The organism is Azospirillum sp. HJ39 (genome assembly GCF_041507355.1).
Classification (GTDB): Bacteria; Pseudomonadota; Alphaproteobacteria; order Azospirillales; family Azospirillaceae; genus Azospirillum; species Azospirillum thiophilum.
On sequence record NZ_CP167912.1, the window covers coordinates 343,118 to 369,205 of the forward strand.

A 26,088-nucleotide genomic window follows, 5' to 3' on the forward strand; every position below is an offset into this window, starting at 1 on the left:
GGAAAGACATGCCCGTTTCCGCCGAAACCCCCCGGACAACAGGACGTCCGCCACCGGCTGCTCCCTCACCCCGCTTCCGAAAAGTATTTTTCCAAGGCCGATGTATAGATTGCGAACCATTCTCATTCGTGGTTAGGAGTGGATCTCCGATGGATCGATGGAACGGGTTCGCCGAGGTCATGGCTGAAAGAGACCGGTCTTCCCTGTTGGGGCTGCTGCTCGTCCATTATGAGGAGATGACCGGCCATCTGGCGCGGCGTCTCGGGTCGCTCTGCCTTGCCGAGGATGTCGTGCAGGACACCTATCTGCGCCTGCGCAGCCTGGCCGCCGTGCCGGAGATCGACAACCCGCGCTCCTACCTGTTCCGCATGGCGGACAACATCGCGCTCGACCGCATGCGGGCGGAGACGCGCCGGGGCCGCCGCTTCGCCCCGGCCGAACTGGGGGTCGACCGTCCGCTGGAGGAGCCGGATGCGGAAGCCACGCTTGAGCACAAGCAGCGGCTGGAACGGCTGAGCCGGGCGCTGGCCGAACTGCCGCCGCGCTGCCGCGAGGTGTTTCTGCTTCACAAATTCGACGGATTGAGCCATGCCGACATCGCCGTGCGCCTGGGCATCTCGCGCAGCATGGTGGAGAAGCATGTGATGAAGGCCCTGGCCCACTGCCGCGACCGGCTGGCGCTGTGATGGACCGCGACGCGCGCGATGAGGCGCTGGCATGGTTCGTCCGCCTGCAATCGGGCGACGCGGATGCGGCCGACCGGGCGGCCTTCGCCGACTGGCTGGCGCGGGATCCGGCCAATCGGCAGGAGTATGACCGGCTGTCCGGGGTGTGGAGCGATCTCGGGCGCGTGCCGGACCCGCGCCGGTTCCCCCGCGCTGCTCCCAACCGGCGCCGTTTCCTGTCGCTCGGGGCCTTGGGCGTGGGCGGTGCAGCGGCCTGCGCCGCCGGGCTGGGCGCGGCGGTGGTCCTGACCGGCTGGCCGGGCGAATTCCGCACCGGCACCGGCGAGCGCCGGTCGCTGGCGCTGGCCGACGGCTCGGCCGTCGACCTCGACGCCGGCAGCGCGCTTTCCGTGGATTTCTCCGCCGCCGAGCGCCGGGTGCGCCTGATCGAGGGGCGTATGCGCGTCGCCGCGGTGCCCGATCCGGGGCGCCCTTTCGCCGTCGCCTGCGCCGACGGCATCGTCTCCATGGCGGAGGCCACCGTCGTCGTCCACCGCCAGCCGGACAGCGTGGTGGTGGCCGTCGAGAAGGGGACGGCGACGCTGGCGGCGGGAGGCCGTCCGCCGGTCCGCCTCGCCGCCGGGGACTGCCGCGCCTACGGCCCCGACGGACCCGGTCCCCTGCTGCGCGACGGCGTGGCGGCGGAGACGGCATGGCGGCAGGGACGGCTGGTCTTCCAGGGGCAGCCGCTCGATGCGGTGGTCGCCGACCTCAACCGCTACCACCCCGCCCGCATCCTGCTGTGGGACCGTCCGCTCGCCGCCCTGCGGGTCGACGGCAGCGTCGACGTCGGGCGCCCGGATGCCGCGCTCAATGCGATCGTCCGCACGTTGCCCGTGCGCACGCTGCGCCCTTTTCCCGGACTGGTCATCATCCGTTCCGTCTAGCCGGTTCGATGGAGTTTTTTTCGAAAAGGAGGTGAGGAGCCAACCTTCGGCCGACGTCCTGACTTACCGAAAGGCAAATGCAACTCATTCGCATTTAATTGGGGGTTCGGTGATGGTTGGTTCGGTGATCGTCGGTACAGGGGCGCGCTTGGCGGGACGGGCAATCGGCCGGACCGGCTGCAGGCCGGTTCTGATGGGGATTCTTCTGGCGTCGACCGCGCTGCAAGGCGCCGCGGCGGCAACGGCAACGGCAACGGCAACGGCAACGGCAACGGCGGGCGCGCCCGTCGCGCAAGTCGCGCAGCAGGGCGGGGCGGTGGCCTTCGCCATCCCCGCCGGTCCCTTGCCGGGCGTGCTCGCCGCCTATGGCCAGGCCGCCGGGCTTCAGATTCTCTATCCGACGGAGATCGCGCAGGGCATCTCCTCCCCCGGCGTGACGGGGACCATGGCCCCGCGCGAGGCGCTGGTGCGGTTGCTGGCGGGGACCGGCCTGACCGCGCGCTTCGCCGATGCCGACACGGTGACGCTCGAGAAGCCGGTGGCCGGTGCCGCCGGTGCGGTGATGCTCGACCCGATGACGGTCCAGGGCGCCGCGTCCGGCGACCGGGGGCGCAGCGAGGGAAGCGGCTCCTACGCCGCCGCCGGACCGTCGACCAGCGCGACCAAGCTCGACCTGACGCTGCGCGAGACGCCGCAGTCGGTCAGCGTCATGACCCGCCAGCGGATGGACGACCAGGGGCTGAACGAGATCCGGGACGTCCTCGACCAGACCGTCGGGGTGTCGCGGATGCAGTCCGGCGCGCTCGGTACCGACAGCGAGGAAATCTACGCCCGCGGCTTCGCCGTCAACAATTACCAGGTCGACGGCATCCCGCGCTCGACGGTGTACGGCTTCGGCGACAGCATCTCCGACATGGCGCTGTTCGACCGCGTCGAGGTGGTGCGCGGGGCGGCCGGCCTGCTGAACGGCGTCGGCGATCCGTCCGCGGCCGTCAATCTCGTCCGCAAGCGCCCGACCCCGACCGTCCAGGGCTATGTCCAGGGGCAGGGCGGCTCCTGGAACCGCTACCGCGGCGAAGCCGACCTGTCCGGCCCGCTGGTCGAGAACGGCCGGCTGCGTGGCCGCGTCGTCGGCGCCTACCAGGACGGAGACAGCTTCGTCGACCGCCTGCACGAACGCAAGAAGGTGCTCTACGGGGTTCTGGAGGCCGACGTCACCGACGACACGCTGTGGACCGTCGGGGTGGAATACCAGAAGCACAAGTCGGACAACGCCTCGCGTTCCGGCTTTCCGCTGTTCTACGCCGACGGCACGAAGACCGATTTCGGCCGCTCCTACAACAGCGGGGCTGACTGGGCCTATTTCACCCACGACAACCTGACCGTCTTCTCCGACGTGAAGCACCGGTTCGCCAACGGCTGGACGGCGACCCTGAACGTCGAGCACAGCACGCGCGAATATGACGGCCTGATCGGCTACGGCGTGCGCGGCAGCCTCAACCGCGACGGCACCGGCATGGGGATTTGGCCCGGCCGCTGGAATTCGACGCTGCAGCAGACCTCCGTCAACGCCGACGTGACCGGCCCGTTCGAGCTGTTCGGGCGCAAGCACGACCTGATGGCCGGCGTCGGCGGCTATTACGCCAAGCGCAGCGGGCTCGACTATCCGCTCTGGTTCATCGACGGCTACGACACCTCGATCTCCAACTACTTCACCTGGAACGGCCGGATCGCCGAGCCGACGCTGAACCCGACCGGCTGGTCGCAGACCAACGAACGCCAGATGGCGGCCTATCTCGCCACGCGGCTGCGGCCGACCGATGCCCTGTCGGTCATTCTCGGCAGCCGCATCAGCCGCTGGGAGCAGAGCGAGGAAAGCCACCCGGACGGCGCCGCGGGAACCGCGACGAAGCGGTCGGAGAACGGCGTGTTCACCCCCTATGCCGGCATCGTCTACGACCTGACCGACATCTGGTCGGTCTATGGCAGCTACACCAGCATCTTCAAGCCGCAGGATTACAAGGACGTCGCCGGCCAGACCCTCGATCCCATCGACGGCGACGCCTACGAGGCCGGGGTCAAGGCCGAGTTTCTCGGCGGCCGCCTGACCGCCAGCGCCGCCGTGTTCCTGATCCAGCAGGACAATCTCGCGGTGGCCGACAGCGGCCGTTTCACCCCCGACGGCGGGCAGGCCTACAAGGCGGCCAAGGGCGCGAAGAGCAAGGGGTTCGAGTTGGAGTTGACCGGCGAGGCGATGCCCGGCTGGCAGGTCGGCGGCGGCTTCGCCCATACCTCCGTCAAGGATGCCAGCGGCCAGCGGCTGCTGACCTACGTGCCGCGCGACACGCTGAAGATGTTCACCACCTACCGGCTGCCGGGGGCCTGGGACCGGCTGACCGTCGGCGGCAATGTGAAATGGCAGGGCGAGATCTACAACGGCAGCGGCAGCCGCCGGTCGGAGCAGGGCAGCTACGCGGTGGTCGACCTGATGACCCGCTATCAGGTGACCGAGAAGGTCGCGGCGACGCTGAACGTCAACAACCTGTTCGACAAGAAATACATGACCAGCATCCAGGGCTACGGCTATTACGGCGAGCCGCGCAACGTCCTGCTGTCGCTGCGCGCCACCTGGTGACGGTGGGCGGGCGCGGACGCGGCCCGGCTGCGACCCCGGCACCCATCGCCACCGGGCGTTCCCTGTGCTGAAATCGGCCTTCGTTTCGTCCCGGCGGCGGTGGGGATCGCCGTCCCGCCGGCCGTCCGCGAAGGCCCTTCATGTTCCGTCACTCTTTGGCCCGCCTCGTCCTGATGCTGCAATGGACCGCCATCCTGGCGGTGGTGGCCATCACCTTCCTGCTGGCCGGCCGGGAATGGCTGGCCTATGCCGATGCCGGCCGCATCGTCGGGCTGACGCGTGCCGACCGCGTGCTGTTCGCCGCCACCGCGGGCATACGGTTCGAGAACGGCGTGACCGGCGTCGCGGTGCTGACGCTCGACGATCCCGCGGCGGCGGTCGAGGACTCCTACCGGAAGGTCGACGCCTATTACGCCGACGCCATGCTCTCCGTCGCCGAGGCCGACTTCGAGGGACGGGACGCGCTGCTCGCCGCGGCGCGCGCCGCCCATGACATGCTGGCCGACCGGCGTCCCATGCTCGATGCGCTGCTGGCGCAGCCGCTGGCGGAGCGCGACATGGCGGCGGCCGATCCCTGGCTGATGGCGATGTACGAGCTGGCCGGGCGTCTCGCCGACATCTCCGTCGCCGCGACCAACGCCGTGCGCATGCTCGATCCCACGGTGGCAGAGCTCGCCTATGTGCGGCAATCCTCCTACCTGATCCGCGAGCGCTTCGGGCGGCCCTGCTCGGCGCTGCGTCCCGACGTCCAGCGCAACCAGCCGCTGGACCGCGACCGGATGGCCGCGTGGCGCGAGGGCATCGGCGCCTATCGCGCGCGGTGGGAGGCGCTGGCCGAACAGCTCGGCCGGCCCGGCGCCCCGCCCCAACTGGTCGAGGACATCCGCAACGGCAGGGCGGCCACCGAGGCTGCACAGGAGCGGATGGACGCCATCGTCTACGGGCTCGACGGGTCGGGCGTGCCGGCGATGGCGCCGGCCGACTGGTCGCATCTCTGCACCGACGCCTATGGCCCGGTGCTGGCGCTCGGCGACCACGCGCTTGCCCTGGCGGTCGGGCATGCCGAGACGCGGCGGGCGGAGGCGTGGCGGATGGTGACGGCGATGGCGGCGCTGTCGCTGGCCTGCCTGCTGCTCGGCGGCCTGTCGATCCTCGCGGTCCGCCGCCGGCTGACGGTGCCGATGCGCCGGATGCAGGCCACCATCGGCCGGCTGTCCCGGCAGGAGTTCGACGAGCCGGTTCCCGCCGCCGGCCATCCCGACGAGATGGGGGCGATCGCCGGCGCGCTGGAGGATCTGCGGGCCGGGGCGCTCGCCGCGCGCGGCCTGCAACGCCAGCTCGACGAGGCGCGGAGCCAGGAGATCGCGCGCGCCAACGAGGCGAACCGGGCCAAGACCGTCTTCCTCGCCACCATGAGCCACGAGATCCGCACGCCCTTGAACGGGATCCTGGGCATGGGCCAGCTCCTTGGCGACAGCCCGCTGTCGCCGCAACAGCGGCAATGGCTCGACGGCATCTTCCAGTCCGGCTCGCTCCTGCTGGCGGTCCTGAACGACGTGCTGGATTACGCCAAGATCGAAGCCGGGCGGATGGAGCTGGAATGCACCCCCTTCAGCCCGGAAGCCCTGCTGCGGAGCATCGAGGCGTCGATGGCGCCGCAGGCGGTGGCCAGGGGGCTCGGCTACCGCAGCGCCATGTCCGGCCTGCCGCCACGCCTGCAGGGCGACCCGGCCAAGCTGGGGCAGGTGCTGCTCAATCTGGTCGGCAACGCGGTGAAGTTCACCGACAGGGGCGAAGTGGTCGTGTCGGTGCGGCGGCTGGACGGTGCGGCGGCCGGCCGGGCGTTGCTCGAGTTCGTCGTGTCCGACACCGGCATCGGCATCGCGCCGCAGGCGCTGGAGCATGTGTTCGACGCCTTCACCCAGAGCGACAGCTCGATCACCCGGCGCTTCGGCGGCACCGGGCTCGGCCTCGCCATCAGCCGGCGGATCGTCGAGGCGATGGGCGGGACCATCGCGGCGGCCAGCGCGCCGGGGCAGGGCAGCCGCTTCACCGTGACGGTCGAATTCGCCCTGGGACCGCCGGCTCCCGCCGCGCTGCCTGCCGGCGGGACCGGCTTCGCCGCACCGATGCCGGCGCTGGCGGTCTTGCTGGCCGAGGACAACCCGGTCAACGCGGCGGCGGCGGTCGCCATGCTGGAGCGGATGGGGCACCGCGTCACCCATGCCGGGGACGGCCTTGCCGCCGCCGAACTGGCGGCCCGGCACGATTACGACGCGGTGCTGACCGACCTCGCCATGCCCGGGCTGGACGGTTTCGGGTTGGCCCGGCGCATCCGCGGCCTGCCGCACGCGACCCGCTGCGAGGTGCCGATCATCGCCGTCACCGCGACCGTCTCGGCCGAGCGGATCGAGGAGTGCTACGCCGCCGGGATGACCGGCTTCGTCGGCAAGCCGTTCCACCGCGACGAGCTGCGCGACGCGCTGGCCGCCGCCATCGGCGCCGAAGGGGAGGAGGAGGCCGCCGCGCCGCCGCCGTCCCGCCGCGGCAGCCTGCTGGAGGAGCGGGCCGCCGATCTCGGCATCGAGAAGGCCGGCCGGATCGTCGCGCTGTTCGTCGACACCGCACCGGCGCTGCTGGCCGAGGCCATGGCCGCCGCCGCCATGCGGGACTGCCGGTCGTTCGGCGATGCGGCGCACCGGCTGAAGGGCGCGGCCGGGCTGGTCGGGCTGCACCGCTTCGCCCGCCTCGCCGCCCAGGCGGAACGGGATGCGGCTGAGCTGGCTGAATCGGAACCGCCTGAGGCCGGCGGCGTTCTCGACGCCCTCCACCGTCACGCCCGGCGGCTTGCCGCGGCGACGCCGCGGGCGGTCGCCGGCTTGCGGCTGGCCTGGAGCGCGATGCTCAGCGCGCGGGCGGCAGGAAGCGATAACCCATCCCGTGCTCGGTGACGATCAGCTGAGGGTCTGCCGGGTCGGCCTCGATCTTGCGCCGCAGCCGGGCGATCAGCACGTCGACCGTCCGGTCGTTGGGGCCGGCGTCGCGATGGCTGACCTCGTCGAGCAGCGCGTCGCGCGACAGCACCTGACCGGGATGGCGGAGCAGCGCCGCCAGCAGGTCGAACTCCCCGCGGGTCAGCCGGACCTCCTCGCCCTGCGGCGAGGTCAGGCTGCGCTGGGTCAGGTCGACGGTCCAGCCGGCGAACTGGCGCAGCTGGGCGCCGCGCTCGCCGCGCCCGCTGTCCGCCGTCCGGCGCAGCACGGTGCGCACGCGGGCCAGCAGCTCGCGGGGGGAAAAGGGCTTGGTGACATAGTCGTCGGCTCCCAGCTCCAGCCCGAGCACCCGGTCGATCTCGTCGCCGCGGCCGGTGACGAAGATCACCGGCAGGTCGCTTTCGGCACGCAGGTCGCGGATGACGGACAGCCCGTCCTCTCCGGGCAGGCGGATGTCGAGCAGCACCAGATCGACCTTTTCGCGCGCCAGCAGCAACCGCAGGCTTGCGGCGTCGCCCACGGCACTCACCCGGTAGCCTTCGCGTTGGAAATAGGAGGCGATGGACTCGCGTGCGACCGGCTCGTCATCTACAGCCACAAGATGATATTCGTGAAGCATAAGACCCTCTGGCACGCGAACTGCGACATAACGTCCGGTTTACATCTCGTTTACAATACACCGGAACGCCGTTTACATCCATCACATACTGTCGATCCCAAGTAAACCTTCGCCGGTTTTGTTTGTGGGAGAGCGGGTATGTCTGGGCGTATGGCACGATTTCGCGAGTGGCTGAAGAAGCCCGTCGGCATCGGCACGATGGCTGCCGTTGCCGTCCTTTCCGCGGGCGGTGCGCTGGCCGCCTGGGGAACCTTCTCCGTCGTGATCGAAAAGACGAATTCTCTGGAATTCTGCGTCTCCTGCCATTCGATGCAGGCGACCGTCTTCCAGGAATACAAGAAATCGCCGCATTTCTCGAACGCGTCGGGCGTCCGCGCGATCTGTTCCGACTGCCATGTGCCCAAGGAGTTCGGGCCGAAGATGGTGGCGAAGGTCATGGCGGTCAAAGACCTCTGGCACACCGCGCTCGGCACCATCGACACGCCCGAGAAGTTCGAACAGAACCGGCTCCACATGGCCAAGACGGTCTGGGCCAAGATGGAGGCGACCGACTCCCGCGAATGCCGCTCCTGCCACAAGCAGGACGCCATGGACATCCACAAGCAGACCCCGAAGGCCGCCACCGTGATGGCCAAGGGTCTGGAGCGCGGCGAGACCTGCATCTCCTGCCACAAGGGCATCGCCCATAAGCTCCCCGACATGTCGAGCGGCTACCGCACCCTGCTCACCGACATCAAGACGGCGGCCCCCTCGGCAAGCGGCGGCGCCAAGACCCTCTTCGCCATCGAGACCACCCCCTTCCATGCCGAGCGGCCGGCGGGCGAGGCCGGCAAGGGTGACGGCAGCGTCTTCCCGCTGACCCACGTCAAGGTGCTGGAGCGCGACGGCGACCTGCTGAAGGTCGAGCTGTCCGGCTGGGTCCAGGAAGGGGTCAAGCGCCTGCTGGTCGCCGCCAAGGGCCGCCGCATCTTCGAACTCAGCATGACGGAGAAGCTGGCCGGCACGGTGACGCTCGGCGAGGCGGAATCCGATCCGGATACCGGCCTGTCCTGGCAGACCGGCACGGTCGCCGGCTGGGTCAAGGCCTCCGCCTTCACCGCCGACGAGGCCGGCCTGTCCGCCTACGGGGCGGAGATGGCCAGCGCCGCCTGCGGCGCCTGCCACAGCCAGCCCCAGCCCGGCCATTACCCGGCCAACCAGTGGATGGGGATCATCAAGGACATGAAGGACGGCACCGCCCTGACCGCCGAGGATCTCCGCTTCCTCCAGTCTTACTACCAGCTCCGGGCCAAGGACATGGTGGCGCATGGCGGCTGATCCGCCCAACGCAGCCTCTCCCCGACACCCCATTCATTGCGAGCCGACCATGACCGCCACCCTCTCCCAGCCGCGGGGAGCCTCCCCGGCTCCGTCCCCGCTTCCGCCCAGCCCGGCCCGCCTGGCCGAGGCCGTCGCGACCGCTGCCGCCCTGTTCGGCGCACCGCTCGACGCCCGGGACATCGAAGCCCTGGACCGGCCGCTTCCGCAAGGCGCCCTCGCCCCCATCGCCGCGGCCGGCGGGCTGGAGGCCGAGACCGCGGCGGCCATCGCCGCCCTTCATGCCCTGGGCGATGCCGGGGCTGCGGTGCCCGCCCTGAACCGCGCCTTCTGCCTGCTCTTCCTCGGGGCGGGCGGCCCGAGATCGGCGGCACCCTACGAATCCGCCTATCGCGGGAACGGCCGGCTGTTCCAGGAGCCGGCGGCCGAGATGGCGGCGCTGCTCGACCGGCTGGGCCGCCGGCCGGCCCCGGACTTCCCCGAGGCGCCCGACCATCTGGTCATCGAGCTGGCGCTGCTGGAGGAGACCCTGCGCGGCGCCGCCGACGGGGATCCGCAGGCGGCGGCAACCGCCGGCGCGCTGCTGGCCCGGCTGCGGCGCTGGGTTCCCGCCTTCGCGGCGGCCTGCCGCGCCAACGATCCCACCGGCTTCTACGCGGCGGCGGCGGTCCTGCTCGACCGGCTGCTGCGCCCCGGCTTCGCCGTCGACCGTGCCCCGCTCCCGTCTCCGATCGCCTCGCCGATCGCCACCCACTGACCGTCCCTCCGCCACGCCCGCAAGGGTTGGGGCGGATCGACCGGACTTCACCGAAGGAACACTCCCATGGATGCCTCCTACTCACTGTCGCGGCGGCGCTTCCTGACCGCCACCTCGTCCCTGTCGGTGCTGGCCGCGGCCGGCGCGGTCCTGCCCGGCGGCATCGGCCGGGCCCTGGCTGCGGACGGCACCAAGGAGATCCTGACCGGATCGCACTGGGGCGCCTTCTATGCCAAGGTCGAGAACGGACGCTTCGCCAGCCTGCGCCCGTGGGAGAAGGACTATCACCCGAACAAGGCGCTGGATGGCGTGCAGGACGTCGTCTACTCCTCCAGCCGCATCCGCTACCCGATGGTGCGCCGCGCCTATCTGGAGAAGGGGCCGGGGGCGGAGCGCGACAGCCGGGGCGGCGGCGACTTCGTGCGGGTCAGCTGGGACAAGGCGCTGGACCTCGTCGCTGCCGAGCTGAAGCGCCTGCAGGAACAGGAAGGCCCGTGGTCGGTCTATGCCGGCAGCTATGGCTGGCGCAGCTCCGGCGAGATCGGCAATCCGCAGATCATGCTGACCCGGCTGATGAACCTGAACGGCGGCGCGGTCTACAGCTCCAGCAACTATTCCAAGGCGGCGCTGGAAGGCATCATGCCCTATGTCGTCGGCTCGATCGACGCAGCCGGGCCGCAGACCACCTACCAGTCGGTGGTCGAGAACACCAAGCTGATCGTCTTCTGGGGCTCCGACCCGTTCAAGACCAACCAGATCGCCTTCGCCCTGCCGGACCACGAGGAATACAAGTGGTTCGAGGACATGAAGAAGGCCGGCATCAAGGCCATCTTCATCGACCCGATCAACCTCGAGGCCTGCAAATATCTCGGCGCGGAATGGCTGGCGGTGCGGCCGGGCTCCGACGTGGCGCTGGCGCTCGGCATCTGTCATGTGCTGCTGACCGAGAAGCTCTACGACGCCGAGTTCATCGAGAACTGCACCTACGGCTTCGACAAGTTCGCCGACTATCTGCTGGGCAAGGGCTGGGACAAGGTCGAGAAGACGCCGGAATGGGCGGCCGGACTCAGCGAGATCCCGGCCGACATCATCCGCCGGCTCGCCCACCAGTTCGTCGAGAACCGCACCATGCTGGTCAGCGGCTGGAGCTGCCAGCGCCAGCACCATGGCGAGCAATGGCCGTGGGCCTTCGTCACGCTGGCCTCGATGGTCGGGCAGGTCGGGCTGCCGGGCGGCGGCTTCTGCCAGAACTACCATCTCTACAGCCAGGGCTCGCCGTCCTCGGCGGCGCCGGCGCTGGCGCCCGGCATGTCCGGCGGCACCCGCAAGGAGAAGAAGCCCTGGCCGGCCGAGAAGGGCGCCAAGGTCATCCCGGTCGCCCGCATCGTCGACATGCTGGAAGGCCCCGGCAAGCCCTATGAGCACAATGGCTCCAAGCATCTCTATCCCGACGTGAAGCTGACCTACTGGGTCGGCGGCAACCCCTTCCACCACCACCAGGACCGCAACCGCATGCGCAAGGCCTGGAGGAAGTTCGAGACGGTCATCGTCCAGGACTTCCAGTGGACGGCGTCGGCCCGCTTCGCCGACATCGTGCTGCCGGCGGCGACCACCGCCGAGCGCGACGACATCGAGATGATCGGCACCATCTCCAAGCGCGCCTATGTCGCGATGAAGAAGGTCATCGAGCCGGTGTTCGAGGCCAAGTCCGACTACGAGATCTTCAGCCTGCTGGCCGCAAGGCTCGGCGTCGCCCAGGAATTCACCGAGGGCAAGAGCGAGCTGGACATGGTCCGCGACGTCTACGCCACGGCGAAGAAGACCGCGGACGCCAAGAAGTCGGTCGCCCTGCCGAGCTTCGAGGAGTTCTGGGAGAAGGGCATCATCGAGTTCGAGATCCCCGAGAAGAACCGCCGCTGGGTCAAGTACGCGGATTTCCGCGAGGATCCGGTGATGAACATGCTGCCGACCGGCACCGGCAAGATCGAGATCTACTCCAAGCCGATCGAGAAGATGGGCTATGACGACTGCCCGCCGCACGCCTCCTGGCTGGAACCGGCGGAGTGGCTCGGCGGGAAGGACAAGGCGCATCCGCTCCATCTCAACTCCAACCACCCGACCCACCGCATGCATTCGCAGCTCAACGGCACCAAGGTGCGCGAGATCTACGAGGTCGCCGGTCGCGAGCCCTGCATGATCAACAGCAAGGACGCCGAAGCCCGCGGCATCAAGAGCGGCGACGTCGTCCGTGTGTTCAACGGCCGCGGCCAGTGCCTTGCCGGGGCGGTGGTCAGCGACGACATCCGGCCCGGCGTCGTCCAGCTCCAGGAGGGCGCCTGGTACGACCCGGCGGACATCGCGGACGCCAACACCCTGTGCAAGCATGGCGACGCCAACGTCCTGACCCCTGACATCGGCACCTCGCGCCTCGCCCAGGCGACCTCGGCCCACACCTGCCTGGTCGAGGTCGAGAAATACACCGGGCCGCTGCCGGCGGTGACGGTGTTCGACACCCCGGCCAACGCCTGACCGGAGGCGGTGCGGCGGGCCGTCCCCGCCGCGCCGCGCTTCCCAGCGCAAGGAGCATCGCCATGCTGCGCAACCGTCTTGCGGCCCTTCTGCTCTGCCCCCTCCTGCTCGGAACTGCGCTCACCGGCACCGCCGCCGCGCAATCGCCCGCCACCCAGTCCACTCCTGCCCAGGTGGCCCCGGCCCAGTCCACTCCCGTCTTGCCGGTCTTCGACCCGGCGAATCCGCCCCGGATCGACGCCGGCCCGCTGGTGCCGGGCGCCACCGCCTTCACCGAGGCGCAGGCGCGCCGCTGGCTGATGCGGGCCGGGATGTCCAACGTCACCGACCTGACGCTGGGCGAGGACGGCATCTGGCGCGGCCAGGCCGAACGCCAGGGCAACCTCTTCCCGGTCTCCCTCGACCGCAACGGCGACATCGCCACGCACTGACCGCTCCCCGGGCGGCCGAGGATCCTGTCATGCCCCGGATGGTCTTCCTTTGCGACACCGACCGCTGCATCGAGTGCAACGCCTGCACCGTCGCCTGCAAGGCCGAGCACGCGGTTCCCTGGGGTATCGCCCGCCGCCGCGTGGTCACGCTGAAGGACGGCAGGCCGGGCGAGCGTTCGATCTCGGTCGCCTGCATGCATTGCGACGACCCGCCCTGCCTGGACATCTGCCCGGCGGGCAGCATCTACCGGGCCGCCGACGGCCTCGTCCTGCACGACAAGGAGCGCTGCATCGGCTGCGGCTATTGCTTCCAGGCCTGTCCCTTCGGCGCCCCGCGCTTCGGGCAGGCCGGCGCCTTCGGCGTGCGCGGCAAGATGGACAAATGCACCTTCTGCGCCGGCGGCCCGGAAACCGGCGATGCCGGGGCCGACCGCCGCGCCTATGGCCGCAACCGGCTGGCCGAGGGCAAGCTGCCGCTGTGCGCCGAATTCTGCGCCACCAAGGCGCTGCTGGCCGGCGAGGCCGCCGAGGTCGCCGCCATCTACCGTGACCGGGTGGCGGTCCGCGGCTATGGCGCCGGGGCCTGGGGCTGGAACAAGGCCTATCGGGAGCGGTCGGGCTGAGCGTGCCGGGATCCCGCCGAGCCGATAGTTTAATTAATGGCTTCTGAAAGGAAACGTCGTTTGCCCGTGCAACGCCGGGTTTCTATCGTCCGGCCATCGCAACGACGAAGACGGAGGTCGGGATGATCGGAAGACGGGATTTCCTGGTGGCGACGGGCGGGGTCCTGCTGCTGTCGGCAACCGGAGCAAAAGCCGCAAAAATCAAGGAGTCGGACGGCGCCCCCTTCGCCGGTCGCATGGCTGCGCTGGAAAAGCGCAGCGGCGGGCGGCTTGGGGTGGCGGTGCTCGACACCGGGAGCGGGCACCGTCTGGCATGGCGCGGGGACGAGCGGTTCCCGATGTGCAGCACCTTCAAATTTCTTTTGGCTGCGGCGGTGCTGAGGACGGTCGACCGCGGCACGGAGCGGCTGGACCGCCGCATCCCGGTGACCAAGGCCGATCTGGTGCCCTATGCGCCCTTCGCCGAGACCCGGCTCGACGGCACGCCGCCGACGGTGGCCGAACTGTGCGAGGCGGCGCTGACGCTGAGCGACAATGTGGCGGCGAACCTGCTGCTGCCCGGCGTCGGCAACCCGGCCGGCCTCACCGCCTTCCTGCGCGATCTCGGCGACCGGAAGACCCGCCTCGACCGCAACGAGCCGTCGCTGAACACCGCCATTCCCGGCGATCCGCGCGACACCACCACCCCCGTCGCGATGACGCACAGCATGGAGCGCCTGCTGGTCGGCGACGCGCTGCGGCCGGACTCGCGCCGGCAGCTGACCGATTGGATGATCGCCAACAAGACCGGCGACAAGCGCATCCGCGCCGGGCTGCCGGCCGGCTGGCGTGTCGGCGACAAGACCGGCACCGGCCGGAACGGCACCGCGAACGACATCGCGATCCTCTGGCCCGGCAACCGGCCGCCGGTGCTGGTCGCCAGCTACCTGACCGGGACCGCGGAGGGCTTCAAGCAGCACGACGCCATCCATGCCGACGTGGCGCGGGCGGTCGTCGACAGCCTCGGCTGACGGTGGCCGGCAGCTATCGGTATCAGGGGGTTCCCGGCGGTCCGGCCGGAACCGGTCGCGGCGGCTGCGACCATCGCACGATGGCCCGCACGGCGTTCAGGGCGTTCGCATTGTCCTGGATCGGGAAATGCCGCCGCAGTTCCGCGACCGCCGCCCATTCGCCGCTTTCGTGAAACGCCTTCTGAATGGCGGCGGCTTCATCCTGGCTGACGCTGAACATTTCGACCTCGTGGCCGACCTCGCGGTCCTTCGGCCGATGATGCCTGTTCGGCGGGGTCAAAGGCAAGGCCGTCGCCATCTTATCCGCGGGCCGGCTTCGGGATCTCCGCGCGGCCCGCTCATCTCGCGTCCCTTCCAAACCCGTCGCAGGGAAAGCGTCAGGCGCCTTCCGGTTCGGCGCCCGGCTCGAACCCGCCCGACTCGTCGAAATAGTCGCCGGCGACGTCCGGCCCCCATTCCTGGACCAGGGCGACCTTCTTCTGCTTCAGCACGTCGACCCGCTTCTCGGCGCGGGTCACCTCCATGCCGGCGACCAGCGGCGGGATGCCGTAATAAAGGCCCCAGCCGACCGCGGCGGCGCTGTACATCACCATCCAGGCCAGCGGGTCGGCGAAGATCTTCGCGGCGGCGCCGATGGTGTGCTGGTGCTTCCACAGATCGATGGCGAAGGGCATGCAGCCGCAGAAATTCAGGCCGCCGACGGTGATCGGCGCCGATTTGTCGGGGTCGCGGTCGACGACATAGGCGACGATGGTCGGGATCATCCCCACCCCGAACAGGATGCTGGTCGGCAGCACGATCAGCGCCGCCGGGATGATCAGCAGGATCAGGGTGAGGGCGCCGCCCTTCTTCTTGCGTTTGCGCGCCATGGCGGTCCCCCGTTGTCCGGTCAGAAGGCGAAGAACAGGATGATGCCGGCGACCAGCACGGTCGACAGCAGGCTGGAGACGATGGCGGCGACCTGCCGGCCGGAGGTCTCGATGATGGTGTTGCGGTCGGCGATGGTGTGGCGGATCTTGTCCATCTCGGCATCGGCCTCGCGGTAGGCGATCTGGGCCGCCTCGAACTCCAGCCGGTCGCGGCGCAGCGCCTCGGGGTCGTCGACCACCTTTAGCAGCTCGGTCAGCCGGCCGTTGTGCGCGGCGGCGTCCGCCATCTTGCGCACCTCCTGCTGCTGCGGCCGGTTGTGGAAGCGGCGGAAGGCGGGGTCGAGCATCGCCACCACCCAGGAGGCGAGATGGGTCAGCCCGTCCACCCCGGTGCGGGCCTGGATGTCGGACAGGATGGTCAGCATGGCGATGATGCGCCGCATCGGCTCCACCCCGCTGCCGAGCTGGGTGTACAGCAGCTCGTCGCTGCGCTTGTGGCGGGCGCCCAGGAAGGAGGCGATGTGCCGGTCGATCGGATCCTTGTGCCGCTCGCCCCCGGCGGCGAGCCAGTCCAGCGCCCGCAGCAGCTCCGCCGGGTTGGTCGGCAGCTGCTTGACCACCAGGCTGCTCATGCAGGGCATGGTCGGGTTCATCTCGTACAGCACGCGCTCAACCCCCAGGCCGTGGGAGGAGCGGTCGAGGAAGCCGCGCAGCTGGTCGAAGCTCTGCACCAGCGGCACGAATTCCGGCTTGAAGTCGGTCTGGACACTGACCCAGAACATCGGCAGCTGGTTGGCGATCACCTCTGCCACCGGCTGGGGCGATTCGTTGCGCATGAAGGCGTCGGCCAGCATGGTGGCGATGCCGTCGGGCATCATCGCCCGGCCGCGGTAGCGGATCGGCGCGTTGGGGTCGAGGGCGATGCAGACGCGGGCCACCAGCCGGTCGCCCTGGCTGCCGCCCTTGCCGCTGGACGCGGTCTGGATGGCGCTGCCCACCGCTTCCGCCCGGACATCGTCGCCCATCGAGCGGCGCAGCCACTTGTCCAGCTCGCCGCTTTCGATGACGGAGGCGGCGGCAGGGGCATGGCGGGCGAAGGCGCGGGCCAGGGTGCGGCAATGCCAGTATTCGGAACCCTGGAATTCCAGCGGCCGGGCGGCGCGGCGGGAGATCTGCGGCTGCTTGGGGCTGAGCCGGCGTCCGGCGACCCACAGGTCGAGGTCGTTCAGGGTCCAGCGCTGCTTCGGGTCGTCGACCAGCAGGCCGCGCACCATCTCGTTGATCGCCAGCGGCAGCCGGTGCTGCTGCACCAGGGCGGGGTAGGAGCCGCGCTCGATCTTGGCCTGCAGCACCGCCTCGTCGTCCAGCCCGGCCACCGGGTTGCGGCCAAGGGCCAGGACCAGCAGGGTGACGCCCAGCGAATAGAGGTCGTCGGCGGCCGTGCCGGTGCCGCGGCCGGCGGGGCTGGCCATGCCGCGCTCGATCGTCTCCAGCAGCACCGGCTGGGCATAGCCGGGCTGGGCCGACACGCATTCGCCCAGCATCAGCCCGCCCGAGGCGAGGTCGCGGTAGAACAGGTTGGTCGGGCGGATGGCGCCATGGACCACGCCGCGGGTCGACAGCTCCTTCAGCGCCGACACCAGCGGGTGGATGATCTGCCGGGTCAGCTGGTCTTCCGGCATCGGATCCAGCGTGTCGGTCAGCGAGCCCATCAGCCGCTTGCCGCCCGGCTTCTCGAACACCAGGCAATAGCGCCGGCCGCGGTCCTGCGGCCAGTCCACCAGCCCCCAGTCGAGCAGCCGCATGTGCGCGGCATTGTCGAGGCTGCCGACGGTCGCGCAGATGTCGATGCGCGGCAGCACCGCGGAATGGGCGATGATCGCGAAGGGCTCGATCCGCTTCTCGCGCAGGGCCTTGGCGGTGAAGGCGTTGCCGCCGACGGCGTTCAGCGGCGGGATCGGCGCGGCTGGGTGGATCTCGTAGCGTTCGGCGAGCTTGACCGGTTCGGCGTTCGCCATCGGTGCCGTGGCTGCCCTCATCGAAGAGGTTTGGGCGTCGGATGGCATGGACGGCGGATCCCCGGGGCGTGCGAATGTGCGCGTGCCTTAGGTGGCGTCAAAAGGGCAAACAAATCCTTAAAGCGCGCGTACGTAACACTATCGGATTGGATCGGAAAGGAAAACCCCCGGCGGCAGCCGGGCCCGGTCGCACCGCGCCGGGGGGGCAGGCAGGCGGTGGATGGAACGTTTGAAACCGGGTGAAACAGGTTCCCGGTGCCGTTCCACCGTTCCATCGCGGCTGTCCGCCGGTGGCGGCTGTCCGCCGAGCCTCCCGGCCCCCCTCCCCGTCGGGGAGAGGGAACCGGCGGCGGCAGCGGCGGACCGCAGGCCGGATCAGGCGTTCTTGACCTTGACGTAGGAACCCGGCGCGTCCTCCAGGGCGGGCAGGGATCCTTCGCCGGGCTGGCGGGCGGGAACCTTGCCGTTGGCGTACTGGCCGACCCACTTGTTCCATTCCGGCCACCAGGAGCCGGGCGACTGGGTCGCCTTCTCCAGCCACTCGTCGGAGGTCTTGGCCAGCTTGTCGCTGGTCCAGTAGCAGTATTTGTTGGCCGCCGGCGGGTTGACGACGCCGGCGATGTGGCCCGACGCGCCCAGCACGAACTTGACCGGGCCGCTGAACAGCTGGGCGCCGGAATAGGTGCTCTTCCACGGGGCGATGTGGTCCTCGCGGGCCGACAGGAACAGCGTCGGCACCTTGACCTTGCCCAGGTCGATCGGCACGCCCTTCAGCGTCACCGCCCCCGGCTGCGCCAGCATGTTCTTCTGGTACATGTTGCGCAGGTAGAAGCTGTGCATCGCCGCCGGCATGCGGGTGCTGTCGCCGTTCCAGTACAGCAGGTCGAAGGGGAAGGGATCCTTGCCCAGCAGGTAGTTGTTGACCACGAACGACCAGATCAGGTCGTTGGCGCGCAGCATGTTGAAGGTGGTCGCCATCTTGGAGCCGTCGAGGAAGCCCTGCTCGGCCATCTGCCCTTCGATGAAGGTCAGCTGCTCCTCGTCGATGAAGACGGACAGCTCGCCGGCTTCCGTGAAGTCCAGCATGGTGGTGAAGAAGGTCGCCGACTTGATGCGGTCGTCCTTCTTGGCCGTCATGTAGGCCAGCGTCGAGGCCAGCAGCGTGCCGCCCAGGCAATAGCCGATGGCGTTGACGTCCTTCTCCCCGGTCGCCTTCTCGATGGCGTCGAGCGCCGCCAGCGGGCCTTCGACCATGTAGTCCTCGAAGCCCTTGGCCGCCAGCGTCTCGTCCGGGTTGACCCAGGACAGGACGAAGACGGTGTGGCCCTGGTCGACCGCCCACTTGATGAAGCTGTTCTTCTCGCGCAGGTCGAGGATGTAGAACTTGTTGATCCAGGGCGGCACGATCATCAGCGGACGCTTGTTCACGTCCGGCGTGGTCGGCGTGTACTGGATCAGCTGCATCAGGCTGGTCTGGAACACCACCTTGCCCGGCGTCACCGCGATGTTCTTGCCGAGCTGGAAGGCATCGTAGTCGGTCATGGAGATGCGCAGCTCGCCCTTGCCGCGCTCCAGATCCTTCAGCAGATGCTCGAGCCCCTTGACCAGGTTCTCGCCGCCGCTCTCGATGGTCGCGCGCAGCACCTCCGGGTTCGTCATGACGAAGTTGGAGGGCGCCATCGCGTCGACGAACTGGCGGGTGTAGAAATCGACCTTCTTGGCCGTGTGGTCGTCCAGCCCGTCGACCTGGTTGACCGTCGACTGCATCCACCGCGCGCTCAGCAGGTAGGACTGCTTGATGAAGTCGAACAGCGTGTTCTCGTCCCAGGCCGAATCCTTGAAGCGGCGGTCGTCCTTGGCCGGGGCGATCACCGGCTGGGTGTCCTGCCCGAAGAAGCGCTGCGTGGTGCGCTGCCACAGGGTCAGGTAATCCTGCCACAGCGACATCTGCGCCTGCATCAGCTTGGCCGGGTCGGCCATCATGCGGGTGGTCATCTCCAGGAAGGCATGGCCGACGCCCATCGGATCCGGGCTCTTCGGCCCGGCACCGTCCGCCGCCTGACGCGAGAGGAACTCGGAGACCAGACGCTGGCTCTGCTCGGCGATGCGGGTCATCGCACGCGACATCTCCACCGGGTCGGGCAGCTTGACGTCAGGAACCTGGGGGGAAGCCGGGGTGGAAGCCTGGGGGGGGGCCTTGGTCTCGGCCATGAGCACGGTCCTTCTTCTTTGGGCGGATATCGCATCTTCGGTCGCCGCCATCGCCGCCTCCGCCTCCGGCTGGATCTGGCTTCGGGCCAGATTGGGCTTTGGGCGGTGCGGACGGGCGGCTATACAGGCTTGCGGTCGGTGGTTTCGCAGGCGTTCTTGGGGACGTTCCTGGAGGCGGTCTCGGGGGCGTTCTGCACCATGTCGCTGTGGGTGGCGTGTGGCGGTCCGGCGTTCTGGTGCGGTGCAGTAGAAATCCGGGTTCTCTCATACACCGCAGGTGTGAACATTTCATTTCATGGATCGTCGCACAAGTGCGGCGTGGCGGCCAGAGACGGGGAAGGGTGATGGCGACGGACGATCAGGGCATCGCGGCGGGCAGGCGGGCGTTCATTGCCGCAATCGTCGCCGTACCATTGGTTTTCGGCCTGTCGGCCTGCAGCGAACGGATGCTGGATACCGGCCTGTTCGGGGCGGTCACCGGCGCGGAGCAGCCGGTCAGCGACAATAAGTCGCCCATCAGGAACATGACCGGGGAGCGTACCGGCTACCCCAACCTGGGTACGGTCCCGCCGCGTCCGACCGACCTGACGACCGAGGCGCAGCGCCAGCAGGCGATGGACGGGCTGGCCCGGGACCGTGCGGCATCGCGTCGCACCAAGGAGCAGACCGAGGCGATCCCGATGCCGGAACCGCTGCCGACGCCGATGGCGGTCCCGCCCAGGCCGAACCTGCAGCCGGGGCGGAGCTGAGCCCGGTCCGGCGCAAGCGGACATGGGTAAAGGGCTTGGGTAAGGGACATGGGAAAGCCCCCGGCCGCCATGGCCGGGGGCTTTCCTCGTCATGGAGGACGGCGGGATCACTCCTGGATGAACGCCTTGACGTAGGACTGGCTCAGCGGCTGGATCAGATAGTCCAGCGGGGTGCGGGCGGACAGCACGATGCGGGCCTCCACCGGCATGCCGGCCTTGATCTTCATGTGGCGGACCTCGTGGCTATCGGCGTCCTTCAGCCGGATGCGGGCCAGGTAATAGTCCTGGCGGGTGGCATTGTCGGTCAGGCGGTCGGCCGAGACGTAGGACACGGTGCCGTCGATGGTGCCGACGACGCGGCTGTCATAGGCGGTCAGCTGCACCTTCACCGGCAGGTCGACGGCCATCGACTTGATGTCCTTGGGCTGGATGCGGACCTCGGCCAGCAGGGCCTTGTCGTCGGGAACGATGTCCAGCACCGGCTCGTTGGCGGTGATGGTGCCGCCGACGGCCGGATGGCCGTAGATCACGACGTTGCCTGCGTCCGGCGCCTTGATGGTGCGGTTGTCCAGCCGGTTCTTCGCGTCGCGGATCTGCTCGGCCAGCTTCTGGGCGTCGCCGCGCGCCTTCTCCAGATCCACCAGCACTTTTTCGCGGAAGTCGCTGCGGCGGCGGACGAGGTCGCCCTGGGCATCGACCGCCTGCTGGCGCGACTGCGACATGCGGGCTTCCAGCTCGTGGTCCTGGGCGTGGAGCTGGGCGTTCTCCTTTTGCGCCGCGACCAGCTTGGTGCGGGTTGAGTTGCCGCGGTCGAGCAGGCCCTGGGTGATCTGGATGTCCTCGTCCGACAGCGCGATCTCGCGGTTCAGGAAGGAGCGCTGCCGTTCCAGGCTCCTCACCTCGTCGCCCAGCGTGGCGATGCGGTCCTGGGTCAGCTTGGCCTCGGTCTCCAGCTGGGTGCGGCGCACCAGGAACAGCTTCTCCTGGTTCAGCATGGCGTTGTCGACCGCCGGTTCCCTGGCACGCCGGGCGACGAGCTCGGCCGGCCACTCGATGCCCGGCTTCTCGAACAGCTCGGCCGACAGGCGGGCCTCGGTCGCCAGCGTGTCGAACAGGGCGGCGTTCAGCATCTCCAGCCGGGTCTGCGCCTCGGTGCTGTCCAGCCGCATCAGGACCTGGCCGGCCGAGACGCGGTCGCCCTCATTGACCAGGATGGCACTGATGACGCCGCCCTCGGTGTTCTTGATCACCTTGCGGCCGGTTTCCGGTGCCAGCGAGCCCACCGCGCTGATCGCGCTGTGCAGGGGGGCGACCGCCGCCCAGCCGGCCATGCCGCCGAAGCCGACCGCCAGGACCAGGAAGCCGCCCAGCAGCAGGCCGCGCACGCCGGTATCCGGCATTGCCGCCCGCAGCGCATGGATCGAGGTGATGGTCGACTCCTTGCGGGACGGCTTGCCGGAGGAGGATTTGCCGCCGGGGAACCTGTCGGCGGGGGGCTCGCTGTCGGCGCCGGGCAGCAGCGGCGAGGGGAGGGCGGTGGTCATGCCGGTCATGGGAATTCCTTAGCTCTGTCTGGCGCTGGCTCTGTCTGGCGCTCTGGCGGGTCTGGCGTCGCGGGCCGGAGGGAAGCGGCCTCAGGCGGAGGGGATGCCGGCGGTCAGCCGGCGGCCCCCGCCGTCGTGGCGCCCATCGGTCCGGTGGCGGAATGACCCTGAGGGCCGAGATTGCGCAGGCGGGCAAGGTTGACGGCGCCCGGCTGCGACTGCTGCTGGTCCGGACGCGGCAGCTCCATGGCCATGCCGTTCTTCAGCACATAGGTGTGGTCGGCCATGTCGACGAAGACCGGGGCGTGGGTCATGACGATGGTGGTCGCCCCGCGTTCCTTGGTCGCCGCGACGAAGGCGCGGACGGCCTTGATGCCCATCTCGTCCAGGTTGGCGGTCGGCTCGTCCAGGACCAGCAGCGGCGGCTGGCCGAAGGCGGCGCGGGCGAGGCCGATCTGGCGGGCGCTGGCGCCGGTGATCGGGCACAGCGGGTCGTTGACGTCGGTCTCGTAGCCGGCCGGCAGGCTTTCGATCCACTCATGGATGCCGGCGGCCTTGGCGGCGGTCTCCACCTCCTCGCGGGTGGCGGTGGTGAAGCGGGCGATGTTGTCGGCGATGCTGCCCGGCAGCAGGTCGACCTGCTGCGGCAGATAGCCGATGCCCTGCTCGGCGCTGTCGGGGGTCAGGGTGGCGACGGACAGGCCGCCCAGCCGCACGGTCCCGGCCGACGGGATGGCCACGCCGGCCAGCAGGCGGGCCAGCACCGACTTGCCCGAGCGGTTGGGGCCGGCGACGCAGACCGTCTCGCCCGGCTCGACGGTGAAGGTGACGCTGCGCAGGATCGGCTTCTGGTCGCGGGGCGAGACGAACAGCAGGTTCTCGACGGCCAGCCGCTCGCTCTCCACCGGCACGGAGGGACGCTCCGGCTCGCGCGACAGGCGCTTCAGCAGCGGCAGCAGGCGGCGGACGGCCTGGGCGGAGCGGACCAGCCCGCCCCAGGCGCCGGCGGTCTGCTCGATCGGGGCGAGGCCGCGGCCGACCAGCATCGAGGTGGCGATCATGCCGCCGAAGGACAGGTGCTGCTCGATCACCAGCCAGGCGCCGACCGCCGTGACCGCGATCTGCAGGACCATGCGGACCCACTTGGTGGCGGCGCCGATGGCGGCGCTGCGTTCGAACCCCTGCCCCTGGAGGGCGCTGGCGGTCAGGAAGTCGCGGTTGACGCTGTCCAGCGCGGTGCCGCCCATGCGCAGGCCGCGCACGGTGTCGGACCGGGCGGCCAGCGCCTCGAACAGCTTCTGGGCGCGGCCGGCGGGCAGCTTGCTCTCGTCGTTGACGTCGCGGACGGCGACATGGCCGATCCAGCCCATCGCCGCCATGATCGCCATCGACACCACCAGCACCAGCGCCAGCACCGGATGGATCACATAGATGCCGATGACATAGAGCGGGGCCCAGGGCAGGTCCATCAGCGCCGGCAGCGAGGGACGGGCGAAGGCGGCCTTCAGCTCCATCAGGTCGGCGAGCGGGCCGTTGTCCGGCCGGCCGCGGCCGGCGGCGTCGAGCGCGTCGGCGGTCAGCCGGCGGCGCCACCGCACCTCCAGCGCGTTGCCGGCACGGGCCAGCAGGCGGGAGCGCACCATCTCCAGCACCGCGCTCAGCGTCAGCGCCATCACCACGATGACGGTCAGCATGACCAGGGTGTCGTAATTGCCGGACGGAATCGCGCGGCTGAACACTTGAAGGGAATAAAGCGGCATCGCCAGCATCAGCGCGTTGATGGTGGCGCTGAAGATAAATGTACTAACAAGTATTCTGGAAAAATAACCGCGATTGAAAGAGGTTTCCGGCTTATGGCCGTCGGCCTTCATAAAGTTTGACTTGGTAGAAGCAGGCATAAGGAGCCCTCCAATTGTCACCGGTCGGCGCAGTGCCCACTGGATGCAGGCCGGCTCAGGGAACGCCATCTTGGTAAATGGGACCTTAACATTCACAGGCGTCACAGGAATGCCACGGGATGCCACCACTTTTGCGCAGCTTGGGTCCTGTCTTCCCGGCATTGCGGCGGCTCTTCGCGGCGTTTTGCGACATTTGCCGCCGCCTTGCGCATGACCTATGGTCTGTTGGAGGGCACGGCCCGAACCGCTATCGTGCCCGGCAGCGGACCCGCCGGTTCCGATGCGGAGCCAAATTCGCTTCAATCCCAAATTCGCTTCACTCAACGACAGCCGGAGATGATGATGGAAGGGCGCAAGGTCCCCTCGGTGGTGTTCAAGACCCGCGTGCGCGATGAAAGCGTCGGCGGCCCCAACCCGTTCCGTTGGCAGGATGTGCGGAGCGACGAGCTGTTCGCGGGCAAGCGGGTCGTGGTGTTCTCGCTGCCCGGCGCCTTCACGCCGACCTGCTCCAACGAGCAGTGCCCGGCGTTCGAGCGCCTGCACGACGACTTCAAGGAACTCGGCATCGACGAGGTCTATTGCCTCAGCGTCAACGACGCCTTCGTCATGTACCAGTGGGGCAAGAGCCTGAACCTGAACAAGGTCAAGCTGATCCCCGACGGGTCGGGCCATTTCACCCGCCGGATGGGCATGCTGGTCGACAAGGACAGCCTGGGCTTCGGCTTCCGGTCCTGGCGCTATGCCATGGTGGTGAAGGACGGGGTGGTCGAGAAGCTCTTCGAGGAGCCGGGCATCAACGACGAGGGCGAGAACGGCGACCCGTACGGCGAATCCTCGCCGGAAACGGTGCTGGCCTATCTGCGGAGCTGAGGCGTCCGATTCGGCGTCGAACGGGCGCTGCGGCGACGAAGGACCGGCGGGGCGGGAGCTCCGCCGGCCCTTGCCGCTGCCCTCGCCCTGCCGGCCGGACGACCATTGCCGCCCAAGCGGTTGTGGATGGTCGAAGGCCGGAGTGTATCGGCTGTTAAATTGCACTTTCCGGTAGATTCAGCGCCACGATACCCCTATCTTTTGTGGGGAATCGTGAACCGGATGCTGGATATGGCGATGACACAAGGGATGCCTCGGAAGACACGGTCCTTTCCGTTCATGTCTCTCGCGGCGGCCGCGTTGGCGCTGCTGGCGGCCCCCGCCGTCGCGGCGGAGCTGACGCTGTCCAGGATGGCGCTGAGGATCGACCCGGCGCAGACGACGGTGTCCGGCATCTCGTCCGGCGCCTACATGGCCGGGCAGTTCCAGGTGGCCTATTCCGGCCTCGTCAAGGCGGCCGGCCTCGTCGCCGGCGGTCCTTACGACTGTGCGGAGGTGTCGCCGGGCGGCATCGCCCCGGTGGTGGTGGCGCTGAACCGCTGCATGGACGTCGCCATGGGGCCGCCCGACGTCGGTGCCCTGGTCGCCAATGCCAGGGCGCGCGAGAGGGCAAGGGAGATCGACCCGCTGTCCAACCTGGCGCAGTCGAGGATCTACCTGTTCAACGGCGACAATGACGTCACGGTGAAGCGTCCGGTCGCCGACGCCACCGAGCAGTTCTACAAGGCGTTGGGCGTGACGGAGGCGAATTTCGCCTATGTGACGCTGCCGAAGGCGGCGCACGCCTTCATCACCGACGGCTATGGCGCTGCGTGCGACTTCATCCCGAAGAAGAACGAGGCGAGCGACTATCTCAACGACTGCCGGTACGATCAGGCCGGTGCCATCGTCCGCTTCGTCTACGCCGACGCCAGGACGCCGAATGCGCCCGAAGCCGCCCGCCGGCCGCAACTGTTCGACCAGCGTCCGTTCATCGGCGATCCCAGCCGGACCGGCATGGCGAAGACAGGGTATGTCTATGTCCCGGAGGCTTGCGAGGGCGGGCGGCAGATTTGCCGCATCCATGTCGCCTTCCACGGCTGCAAGATGGCCTCGAACCTGATCGGCGACCGGTTCGCCGTGCATGCCGGCTACAACCGCTGGGCCGACGTCAACAACATCGTCGTGCTCTATCCGCAGATCGACGGCGAGGCCAAGAAGTCCTCGAACGAGAAGGCCTGCTGGGACTGGTTCGGCTATACCGGCTACGATTTCGCGCGCAAGAGCGGCTTCCAGATGAAAGCGGTGCGCAGGATGATCGGCGCGCTGGCCGGGGAGTGAGGTTCGGCCTCCGCGGCGCCCCCGCCCAACAAAAAGCCCCTCTCCGGCAACCCGGAGAGGGGCTTTTTTTTCTTGGCCTGACG

General features: G+C 69.1%; 20 protein-coding genes. 13 read left to right on the plus strand and 7 right to left on the minus strand.

Features of this window, described 5'->3' with window-relative positions; translation table 11 throughout:
* Nucleotides 1–179 precede the first annotated feature (179 nt).
* From ABMY26_RS29145 to ABMY26_RS29160, 4 genes are all read left to right on the plus strand, one after another.
* Nucleotides 180–686, plus strand: a complete 507-nt coding sequence (locus ABMY26_RS29145; RefSeq protein WP_045584623.1) for a sigma-70 family RNA polymerase sigma factor — start codon at nt 180–182, stop codon at nt 684–686.
* Entirely contained in the window at nt 686–1,612 is a 927-nt protein-coding gene (locus tag ABMY26_RS29150) for a DUF4880 domain-containing protein (protein ID WP_372399667.1), read from the plus strand. Before ABMY26_RS29145 ends, ABMY26_RS29150 begins: the two co-directional genes overlap by 1 nt.
* 193 nt (nt 1,613–1,805) lie before the next feature.
* Nucleotides 1,806–4,247 carry a TonB-dependent siderophore receptor gene (locus ABMY26_RS29155; protein ID WP_372399668.1) on the plus strand — a complete coding sequence of 814 codons (2,442 nt, stop codon included), beginning with the start codon at nt 1,806–1,808 and terminating at the stop codon, nt 4,245–4,247.
* Nucleotides 4,248–4,387: 140 nt separating this feature from the next.
* The gene (locus ABMY26_RS29160) at nt 4,388–7,198 is read left to right on the plus strand and encodes an ATP-binding protein (RefSeq protein ID WP_372399669.1); all 2,811 of its coding nucleotides are present in this window, start codon (nt 4,388–4,390) and stop codon (nt 7,196–7,198) included.
* Here the strand turns inward: ABMY26_RS29160 and ABMY26_RS29165 are convergent.
* Nucleotides 7,152–7,838: a response regulator gene (locus tag ABMY26_RS29165; RefSeq protein ID WP_372399670.1), complete on the minus strand. Its 687-nt coding sequence runs from the start codon at nt 7,836–7,838 to the stop codon at nt 7,152–7,154. The genes ABMY26_RS29160 and ABMY26_RS29165 overlap by 47 nt on opposite strands.
* Nucleotides 7,839–8,009: 171 nt before the next feature.
* On the opposite strand from ABMY26_RS29165, the gene ABMY26_RS29170 reads away from it, so the two are divergent.
* The 6 genes from ABMY26_RS29170 to bla all read left to right on the plus strand — a co-directional run bounded on the left by ABMY26_RS29170 (nt 8,010) and on the right by bla (nt 14,526).
* A complete protein-coding gene (locus tag ABMY26_RS29170) occupies nt 8,010–9,176 on the plus strand; it encodes a NapC/NirT family cytochrome c (protein WP_372399671.1) in 1,167 nt (388 codons plus the stop codon).
* 49 nt (nt 9,177–9,225) lie between these two features.
* The gene (locus tag ABMY26_RS29175) at nt 9,226–9,933 is read left to right on the plus strand and encodes a molecular chaperone (protein ID WP_372399672.1); all 708 of its coding nucleotides are present in this window, start codon (nt 9,226–9,228) and stop codon (nt 9,931–9,933) included.
* Between the two features lie 66 nt (nt 9,934–9,999).
* Nucleotides 10,000–12,462 carry a trimethylamine-N-oxide reductase TorA gene (torA, locus tag ABMY26_RS29180; RefSeq protein WP_372399673.1) on the plus strand — a complete coding sequence of 821 codons (2,463 nt, stop codon included), beginning with the start codon at nt 10,000–10,002 and terminating at the stop codon, nt 12,460–12,462.
* A 62-nt stretch (nt 12,463–12,524) separates the two neighbouring features.
* On the plus strand, nt 12,525–12,893 hold the full coding sequence (locus ABMY26_RS29185) for a hypothetical protein (protein WP_372399675.1): 369 nt from the start codon (nt 12,525–12,527) through the stop codon (nt 12,891–12,893).
* 29 nt (nt 12,894–12,922) lie between these two features.
* Complete coding sequence (gene fdh3B, locus ABMY26_RS29190; RefSeq protein ID WP_372399676.1) at nt 12,923–13,516, plus strand: formate dehydrogenase FDH3 subunit beta; 594 nt, start codon at nt 12,923–12,925, stop codon at nt 13,514–13,516.
* 122 nt (nt 13,517–13,638) lie between these two features.
* Nucleotides 13,639–14,526, plus strand: a complete 888-nt coding sequence (gene bla / locus ABMY26_RS29195) for a class A beta-lactamase (protein WP_372399677.1) — start codon at nt 13,639–13,641, stop codon at nt 14,524–14,526.
* A 22-nt stretch (nt 14,527–14,548) separates the two neighbouring features.
* Here bla and ABMY26_RS29200 read toward each other — a convergent pair whose 3' ends face one another.
* The 4 genes from ABMY26_RS29200 to ABMY26_RS29215 form a co-directional block, all read right to left on the minus strand.
* The gene (locus ABMY26_RS29200; RefSeq protein WP_372399678.1) at nt 14,549–14,824 is read right to left on the minus strand and encodes a hypothetical protein; all 276 of its coding nucleotides are present in this window, start codon (nt 14,822–14,824) and stop codon (nt 14,549–14,551) included.
* Between the two features lie 79 nt (nt 14,825–14,903).
* Nucleotides 14,904–15,395, minus strand: coding sequence for a hypothetical protein (locus tag ABMY26_RS29205; RefSeq protein ID WP_045584172.1), 492 nt, complete (start codon nt 15,393–15,395; stop codon nt 14,904–14,906).
* 20 nt (nt 15,396–15,415) lie between these two features.
* A complete protein-coding gene (locus ABMY26_RS29210) occupies nt 15,416–17,461 on the minus strand; it encodes a serine/threonine protein kinase (protein WP_372399679.1) in 2,046 nt (681 codons plus the stop codon).
* A gap of 327 nt (nt 17,462–17,788) precedes the next feature.
* Nucleotides 17,789–19,624 carry a PHA/PHB synthase family protein gene (locus tag ABMY26_RS29215; RefSeq protein WP_372399680.1) on the minus strand — a complete coding sequence of 612 codons (1,836 nt, stop codon included), beginning with the start codon at nt 19,622–19,624 and terminating at the stop codon, nt 17,789–17,791.
* 344 nt (nt 19,625–19,968) lie between these two features.
* Between ABMY26_RS29215 and ABMY26_RS29220 the strand changes: the two genes are divergently transcribed.
* Complete coding sequence (locus tag ABMY26_RS29220) at nt 19,969–20,373, plus strand: hypothetical protein (RefSeq protein WP_372399681.1); 405 nt, start codon at nt 19,969–19,971, stop codon at nt 20,371–20,373.
* A 107-nt stretch (nt 20,374–20,480) separates the two neighbouring features.
* On the opposite strand, the gene ABMY26_RS29225 is transcribed toward ABMY26_RS29220, so the two are convergent.
* Nucleotides 20,481–21,926 carry an HlyD family type I secretion periplasmic adaptor subunit gene (locus tag ABMY26_RS29225; RefSeq protein WP_372399682.1) on the minus strand — a complete coding sequence of 482 codons (1,446 nt, stop codon included), beginning with the start codon at nt 21,924–21,926 and terminating at the stop codon, nt 20,481–20,483.
* Nucleotides 21,927–22,030: 104 nt separating this feature from the next.
* The gene (locus tag ABMY26_RS29230; RefSeq protein ID WP_372399683.1) at nt 22,031–23,677 is read right to left on the minus strand and encodes a type I secretion system permease/ATPase; all 1,647 of its coding nucleotides are present in this window, start codon (nt 23,675–23,677) and stop codon (nt 22,031–22,033) included.
* A 480-nt stretch (nt 23,678–24,157) separates the two neighbouring features.
* On the opposite strand from ABMY26_RS29230, the gene ABMY26_RS29235 reads away from it, so the two are divergent.
* Both ABMY26_RS29235 and ABMY26_RS29240 read left to right on the plus strand, forming a co-directional pair.
* Nucleotides 24,158–24,685 (plus strand): peroxiredoxin, encoded by a 528-nt coding sequence (locus ABMY26_RS29235; protein ID WP_372399740.1) that lies wholly within the window; start codon nt 24,158–24,160, stop codon nt 24,683–24,685.
* A 279-nt stretch (nt 24,686–24,964) separates the two neighbouring features.
* A complete protein-coding gene (locus ABMY26_RS29240; protein ID WP_372399684.1) occupies nt 24,965–26,005 on the plus strand; it encodes a plasmid partitioning protein in 1,041 nt (346 codons plus the stop codon).
* Nucleotides 26,006–26,088 lie beyond the last annotated feature (83 nt).

Coding starts and splice junctions, on each gene's coding strand:
- ABMY26_RS29145 (WP_045584623.1), top strand. CDS start 180: ATGGCTGAAAGAGACCGGTCTTCCCTGTTGGGGCTGCTGCTCGTCCAT.
- ABMY26_RS29150 (WP_372399667.1), top strand. CDS start 686: ATGGACCGCGACGCGCGCGATGAGGCGCTGGCATGGTTCGTCCGCCTG.
- ABMY26_RS29155 (WP_372399668.1), top strand. CDS start 1,806: ATGGGGATTCTTCTGGCGTCGACCGCGCTGCAAGGCGCCGCGGCGGCA.
- ABMY26_RS29160 (WP_372399669.1), top strand. CDS start 4,388: ATGTTCCGTCACTCTTTGGCCCGCCTCGTCCTGATGCTGCAATGGACC.
- ABMY26_RS29170 (WP_372399671.1), top strand. CDS start 8,010: ATGGCACGATTTCGCGAGTGGCTGAAGAAGCCCGTCGGCATCGGCACG.
- ABMY26_RS29175 (WP_372399672.1), top strand. CDS start 9,226: ATGACCGCCACCCTCTCCCAGCCGCGGGGAGCCTCCCCGGCTCCGTCC.
- torA (WP_372399673.1), top strand. CDS start 10,000: ATGGATGCCTCCTACTCACTGTCGCGGCGGCGCTTCCTGACCGCCACC.
- ABMY26_RS29185 (WP_372399675.1), top strand. CDS start 12,525: ATGCTGCGCAACCGTCTTGCGGCCCTTCTGCTCTGCCCCCTCCTGCTC.
- fdh3B (WP_372399676.1), top strand. CDS start 12,923: ATGCCCCGGATGGTCTTCCTTTGCGACACCGACCGCTGCATCGAGTGC.
- bla (WP_372399677.1), top strand. CDS start 13,639: ATGATCGGAAGACGGGATTTCCTGGTGGCGACGGGCGGGGTCCTGCTG.
- ABMY26_RS29200 (WP_372399678.1), bottom strand. CDS start 14,824: ATGGCGACGGCCTTGCCTTTGACCCCGCCGAACAGGCATCATCGGCCG.
- ABMY26_RS29205 (WP_045584172.1), bottom strand. CDS start 15,395: ATGGCGCGCAAACGCAAGAAGAAGGGCGGCGCCCTCACCCTGATCCTG.
- ABMY26_RS29210 (WP_372399679.1), bottom strand. CDS start 17,461: ATGCCATCCGACGCCCAAACCTCTTCGATGAGGGCAGCCACGGCACCG.
- ABMY26_RS29215 (WP_372399680.1), bottom strand. CDS start 19,624: ATGGCCGAGACCAAGGCCCCCCCCCAGGCTTCCACCCCGGCTTCCCCC.
- ABMY26_RS29220 (WP_372399681.1), top strand. CDS start 19,969: ATGGCGACGGACGATCAGGGCATCGCGGCGGGCAGGCGGGCGTTCATT.
- ABMY26_RS29225 (WP_372399682.1), bottom strand. CDS start 21,926: ATGACCGGCATGACCACCGCCCTCCCCTCGCCGCTGCTGCCCGGCGCC.
- ABMY26_RS29230 (WP_372399683.1), bottom strand. CDS start 23,677: ATGCCGCTTTATTCCCTTCAAGTGTTCAGCCGCGCGATTCCGTCCGGC.
- ABMY26_RS29235 (WP_372399740.1), top strand. CDS start 24,158: ATGGAAGGGCGCAAGGTCCCCTCGGTGGTGTTCAAGACCCGCGTGCGC.
- ABMY26_RS29240 (WP_372399684.1), top strand. CDS start 24,965: ATGTCTCTCGCGGCGGCCGCGTTGGCGCTGCTGGCGGCCCCCGCCGTC.